Source organism: Acinetobacter sp. YH1901134 (genome assembly GCF_013416965.1).
Taxonomy (GTDB): domain Bacteria; phylum Pseudomonadota; class Gammaproteobacteria; order Pseudomonadales; family Moraxellaceae; genus Acinetobacter; species Acinetobacter amyesii.
The window spans coordinates 1-5,421 of the sequence record NZ_VPEW01000032.1; the positions used below are offsets into that span (position 1 = coordinate 1).

At 35.0% G+C, this 5,421-nt stretch carries 7 protein-coding genes; 4 read left to right on the forward strand and 3 right to left on the reverse strand.

Translation table 11 applies throughout. The annotated features are described in order from the left end of the window. Positions 1–408: 408 nt before the first annotated feature. On the reverse strand, positions 409–828 hold the full coding sequence (locus tag FTV50_RS16360; protein ID WP_180025083.1) for a MarR family winged helix-turn-helix transcriptional regulator: 420 nt from the start codon (positions 826–828) through the stop codon (positions 409–411). A gap of 184 nt (positions 829–1,012) precedes the next feature. On the opposite strand from FTV50_RS16360, the gene FTV50_RS16365 reads away from it, so the two are divergent. Then, positions 1,013–2,026 (forward strand): alpha/beta hydrolase, encoded by a 1,014-nt coding sequence (locus tag FTV50_RS16365; protein ID WP_180025084.1) that lies wholly within the window; start codon positions 1,013–1,015, stop codon positions 2,024–2,026. Positions 2,027–2,266: 240 nt separating this feature from the next. Here FTV50_RS16365 and FTV50_RS16370 read toward each other — a convergent pair whose 3' ends face one another. After that, a complete protein-coding gene (locus tag FTV50_RS16370; protein WP_180025085.1) occupies positions 2,267–2,680 on the reverse strand; it encodes an ester cyclase in 414 nt (137 codons plus the stop codon). 128 nt (positions 2,681–2,808) lie between these two features. Between FTV50_RS16370 and FTV50_RS16375 the strand changes: the two genes are divergently transcribed. The 3 genes from FTV50_RS16375 (at position 2,809) to FTV50_RS16385 (ending at position 4,602) form a co-directional block, all read left to right on the forward strand. Continuing rightward, positions 2,809–3,150 carry a helix-turn-helix domain-containing protein gene (locus FTV50_RS16375; RefSeq protein WP_180025086.1) on the forward strand — a complete coding sequence of 114 codons (342 nt, stop codon included), beginning with the start codon at positions 2,809–2,811 and terminating at the stop codon, positions 3,148–3,150. Between the two features lie 609 nt (positions 3,151–3,759). Beyond that, entirely contained in the window at positions 3,760–4,170 is a 411-nt protein-coding gene (locus FTV50_RS16380) for a hypothetical protein (RefSeq protein ID WP_180025087.1), read from the forward strand. Between the two features lie 78 nt (positions 4,171–4,248). Then, a complete protein-coding gene (locus FTV50_RS16385) occupies positions 4,249–4,602 on the forward strand; it encodes a hypothetical protein (protein ID WP_180025088.1) in 354 nt (117 codons plus the stop codon). Between the two features lie 147 nt (positions 4,603–4,749). On the opposite strand, the gene FTV50_RS16390 is transcribed toward FTV50_RS16385, so the two are convergent. Continuing rightward, positions 4,750–5,052, reverse strand: a complete 303-nt coding sequence (locus FTV50_RS16390) for a hypothetical protein (RefSeq protein WP_168402632.1) — start codon at positions 5,050–5,052, stop codon at positions 4,750–4,752. Positions 5,053–5,421: the final 369 nt, after the last annotated feature.

Below are 5,421 nucleotides of genomic sequence, written 5' to 3' on the forward strand. Positions count from 1 at the left end.
ATGATGCTATTGATCTTATGCTCAAGTTGGATCCTGAGTTTGTTCATAATTTATTAAATGAAAAAGGCAAAACATTAGAAGACTTTAAAATTAGTAGTTTATAAAGCCTTTCATTTAACATAATGGCTGTTATACGAAATTAAAAAACCTAGGCCAATGCCTAGGTTTTAAATTTTAAAAATAAATAAAAAGTTAATGTGATAGATTCAATTTTTCAGCTCCGTATAACGTGTATTATGTTAATTTTTAAAATACTTAATACTGTGCCTGTGTGTATGCTTTAAAAGCAACAAGAAACATTTTTCACTTTTATCTTTTTTTATACTGCTGAAGATATCCTTATTAAGAATAAAATCAATTGCTCAGATTCCAATGTAAACTACATTCGTTCTCCTAAAAAATTAATTCTTATAAATCTTGCAATAAGTTCTTGGATAGCTGTTTTAAATTCTCTAGTTCCTCATCACTCATCCGCATTGAACAGCGCATCTGATTCGGTATCTCCAGAATTTGCTCTTTCAAACCTCTAGCCTTATCCGTCAGGATGACCTTTTTTACCCGCTCATCTTCAGCAACAGATACTCGGTTTAAGAACTCTTTAGCTTCAAGTTTCTGTACCAGTGGCGTTAACGTTCCTGAGTCGAATAACGTCTTTTCACCGAGCTCTTTTAAAGAAATATTATCTTGGTCATACAAGGCAAGAAGAACGACAAATTGAGGGTAAGTCAGATCAAATTCTTTCAGAAATGGGCGGTACTGTCGGGTTAATGCATTCGATACAGAGTATAAAGAGAAACAAAGCTGTCCACCTAAGATGCTGTTATTCATAAATTTAACAACCTATTCCAAATAATATCTAAAAAATATTATAAATAATTCTTGACCAAAAGTAACTTGCGTGCAAGTATTATGCACACAAGGTTATTGGAAGATGATCTAAATAAATCAGCTTCTGGATAGAAACCAACATATTGCTTAAAAAAATTCTCGAACGTTATAGTGAGTTAGCGCCATGAAAATCGTATCTGCTTTATTAACTTCTACCGTATTCGCATCTGCGGCAGCATCAGCACAACCTGTTAATGCTCCAGCACCAACTGCAGGTGTTAAAGCGTTCCTTGATGTCTTAAATTCAGGTAATGGCAAGCCTATGGAACAAATGTCTCCAGCAGAAGCTCGTCAGGTCCTTATTGGAGCTCAGCAAGGCGTTGTTCTTCCTCCTGCTCAAGTCTCTGATAAAACGATTCAGATCAAAGGTCAAAGCATTAAGCTGAAAATCGTGAAACCTGAAAACACTAAAGGAACGCTGCCTGTCTTCATGTTCTTCCATGGTGGTGGCTGGGTACTGGGTGACTTCCCTACTCATGAACGCTTGATCCGAGATTTGGTGCGTGAATCAGGCGCTGCAGCGGTTTATGTGGATTACACGCCTTCCCCTGAATCTCACTTCCCAGTCGCGATTGACCAGGCTTATGAAGCAACTAAATGGGTGGCTGAGCACGGTAAAGAAATCGGGGTGGATGGTACACGTTTAGGATTAGTAGGTAACAGTGTAGGCGGTAACATGGTTGCTTCTGTAGCGCTGCAAGCGAAGCAGTTCGGCGGTCCAAAAATCCGTTACAACGTAATGCTTTGGCCAGTGACTGATGCAAACTTTGATAATGAGTCATATAACACTTACGCCAATAATCACTTCTTAACCAAAAATATGATGAAATGGTTCTGGAATAATTACACCACTAAAGCATCTGACCGTAACAATATTCTGGCATCTCCACTTCGCGCCAGCAATGAGCAGCTGAAAGACTTCCCACCGACACTGATTCAAACTGCTGAGTTAGATGTATTACGTGATGAAGGTGAAGCATTTGGACGTCATTTGGATAAAGCTGGTGTACCTGTAACCGTTACCCGTTATAACGGTATGATCCATGATTATGGTCTACTCAATCCACTCAGCAATGAGCCAACGGTAAAAACTGCTCTATCTCAAGCAGGATCTGAACTTCAAAAACATTTGAAATAAAGGCTTGTCTGACTTAATGAAATAAAGAAGCCCAGATCTCATATCTGGGCTTCTTTATTTCTATGATTTCATTTTAGAAAATAATAACTTGCCGAGATAAGACAATCCGACTGAATCAAGATCTTCTGAATAGCGAATCTATTTAAAACACTATAACAGTCTCATTTTTGAGCTTGAAGGCCAGACTTTACATAGTTGATTACATATTCAACACTCAAATATTTATATCATCTATTTAAGTTAATTCAACTGCTGCTGCATGATCGATGCAGCATTGTAGCAATGGAAAGAAATTATTTTTCCATTCTCAATATGAAATACATCACAGCAAGGAACATCTATAGTTTTCCCTGTTGGCGCAAGTGTTCCTTCAGGCGTAATGAGTTCCCCAGTATGAGTACCGCGAATTGCAAGTTCAACGACAACAGTACCATTCATAGCGTAAGTGCTAAAAATTTCACGATGAACATCAGGAAATGCTGCAGCCATACCACTTGCTACCATGGCAATATTTTCCCCACGAAATTCCATTTCAGCTGGAACATTCAGAACGTATCCCTCATCCGAAAAGAATGAAGTAAACCTATTCAGGTCAAGGGTTTTACCTTCAGCTGCATTGTATAATTCTCTAATTATCTCAAGATCATTGTGCATCATATATTCCTTTAAGTCTGGATTCCGCTAACCAATGCCATATCACATAGATCTATTGGACAAAAAGAAGTATAGACAATAGGTTACTTAAAGAGTAGAACCTACCAAAAGGTAAGTGGAAAATTATTATGAATACATCATGTGGTTTAGATATTTCTTTAAAAATTATGGGGGGGAAATGGAAGCCTTTAATCCTCTATCATCTTCAGAATGGACCATTACGATTTTCTGAAATAAAAAGAAGTATGGGAAGCATCAGTGAAAAAGTGCTGATTCAACAGTTACGCGATTTAGTCGCAATCAATGTTCTTAATAGACATGATTATAAGTGTGTACCGCCAATGGTTGATTACTCTCTTACACCTTTTGGCGAAACACTTGTACAAGCACTGATTCCACTCTGTGAATGGGGAAACCAAAACCGTGAGCAGGTGACAAAGTTGTTACAGCCATCATTAGAGCTAAATTAAGAAAGCCTAAACTATAAACTTGGTTGGTAAGGTTGATAGAAAATTTATATTACTAAACTTTGAAAAATAAACAGAGTAATCTTTCCATTTAACATAATAGAGGTTATACGAAATGCTTTTTAAAATATCCTCGTTTTTCATATAGTTAAAATATTTTCATCCCCCTAAAAAACCACAAAAAACCGACTTGGAAACAAGTCGGTTTCTTTTTGAGCAATTCTGATACTTCTTGCCAATAAAATTGATCAATATTTAATCAATTTGTCATTTTTCTCTGTGTTATCAAGACAGCGCTGGCTTAAATTATCCCCAATTTCTGCGGACAACTCTTGGGATAAAAATTCACCAATTTTGTACGCCTGAGCGCACATGAATTTAGGGATTTTGCGGATGTTCACAATCCCTTGTATTCAATATCATGAAGTCATAAGAGAACAGGATGTTCCGCAGAATAAAAATAAATAATCGCTCAAGGATCGGCGGCACGACAGGAGTTATGCCAAGCGAACCAATACGAAAAAGCCCGACAGGATGTCGGGCTTTTTTACATTCTATGTTCAGTGATAGGTTTAAAGTAAACTACGATGAATTACATATAAATTATTCAGAATGAAATTTTTATCAAAAGAAAAGGTCCTCGATTTTTTTTCATTAATGGCTGTTTTAATTCTGATTGTCTCTTGGTTACTTCCTGTATTCGATGGCATGAAAGGATACGAACTTTTTGTATATTCATTTTTCTTACAATTTTTAATATTTCCCATTATTTTAGTTTTTCCAATTTGGGCAAATTTATCACTCGTTTTTACATATTTTTTATTAGATGGAAATGATCCCAAGGCATTTCGTTGGAGCTGTATAACTTTAGCAATGATGTGCTATGGTCTTGTCACTATTTGGGTTATAGATGGCAAGAACAGCCAACCAGTTCTATTCGGTGCTTATGTTTGGGTACTCTCAGGAATTTTAATTTGTATCTGTGCTTACCTTAAAGTGAAAAAAATATCTAAAAATCATTGATCTTTGACAAGTGTCAAAGAGACTTCGCATAAGAGATTTTATGTTAAATAATAGCTATATTTCTAAGGAAATTAATAAATGTTAACAAATGAAACTCACACGAACAGACAAAAAAATCTTCCCCTATTTCAACAAGTAAAATTTTCAACTTTCTATAGTTTAGTTGGTCGGGCTAGCAAAAAAATGCGTGGCATAAGCTTTAATTATGACCATGAATGTAAAACTATTGAGACAATAATAATCTTTGATAGCACATTATCAGAGGAAGAACAGGAAGAAATGGAAATAGCTAACACAGAAGTTCTTGCAGATATTGATAATGAAGTGGCAGGTTTTTTTCTTACTTTAAAGGTAATTCCATCTTCTAAAAGCATTTTAGATCAACGTGGAAATTGGGGATGGATTTATTTGCGCCATGAGTATGATAATTAAGTTTATTTAAAATTAACATAATGCACGTTATACGAAGTTAAAAAATTGAGACTATAGCCTTAATTTTTATGTATTTTTTAAAATTTAAATCCTAGATCCGAGTCTAGGCTTTTTCATTTCTTATAACAGCCATTATGTTAAATGGATTTAATTTTGCTTAGCCTTATATTCATTAAATGCTTGAAGCATTTCCTTTTTCTGTTCTTTGGAGACATCTGTATATGAGTAAAATCTTTCATAATCTTTTCTAAATTGGCTACTTTCAATCCTTTTAGCTAAGCCATCAATAAAACCTTTTCCTTGAGTCTGATACTGCTGAATCGTTTGTTCATCTAGGCAGATAGTTTTCTCCCAAGAAATTGCACTCATATTTATAAGAACATTGAGATATATATTTTCGCTATCCTCATATAGTTCCCAAAAATAAGGTTCTATTTCTATAAGCTGCATTCTACTAGTATTCCTAAACTTTTAATTATTTCTAAAATTAACATAATACACGTTATACGAAGTTTTGAAACAGAGTATATGATGCTGATTTTTATTTATTTTTTAAAGTTTAAAGCCTAAACCAGTGTCTAGGCTTTTTCATTTTGTATAACAGCTATTATGTTAAATAGGGTACTTGCATACTTCATTCCTCTTTAATTTCTACTGTATAGAATGAGCGTGTGAAAGGCACTGTGCTGTAGTTTCATCAAGGTTTTTTTCGATCTCGTTCCAACTATCGAGATATTCTTGAAATTTCTCATTCATAAAGTTTGAATGTAATGCTACCTGCATATAGTAGCCATCAATAACCAGGGCTATAAAATTTAG

Bases quoted from the DNA above. Each gene is read 5' to 3' on its own strand.
- FTV50_RS16360 (WP_180025083.1), bottom strand. From the start codon at position 828: ATGAATAACAGCATCTTAGGTGGACAGCTTTGTTTCTCTTTATACTCT.
- FTV50_RS16365 (WP_180025084.1), top strand. From the start codon at position 1,013: ATGAAAATCGTATCTGCTTTATTAACTTCTACCGTATTCGCATCTGCG.
- FTV50_RS16370 (WP_180025085.1), bottom strand. From the start codon at position 2,680: ATGCACAATGATCTTGAGATAATTAGAGAATTATACAATGCAGCTGAA.
- FTV50_RS16375 (WP_180025086.1), top strand. From the start codon at position 2,809: ATGAATACATCATGTGGTTTAGATATTTCTTTAAAAATTATGGGGGGG.
- FTV50_RS16380 (WP_180025087.1), top strand. From the start codon at position 3,760: ATGAAATTTTTATCAAAAGAAAAGGTCCTCGATTTTTTTTCATTAATG.
- FTV50_RS16385 (WP_180025088.1), top strand. From the start codon at position 4,249: ATGTTAACAAATGAAACTCACACGAACAGACAAAAAAATCTTCCCCTA.
- FTV50_RS16390 (WP_168402632.1), bottom strand. From the start codon at position 5,052: ATGCAGCTTATAGAAATAGAACCTTATTTTTGGGAACTATATGAGGAT.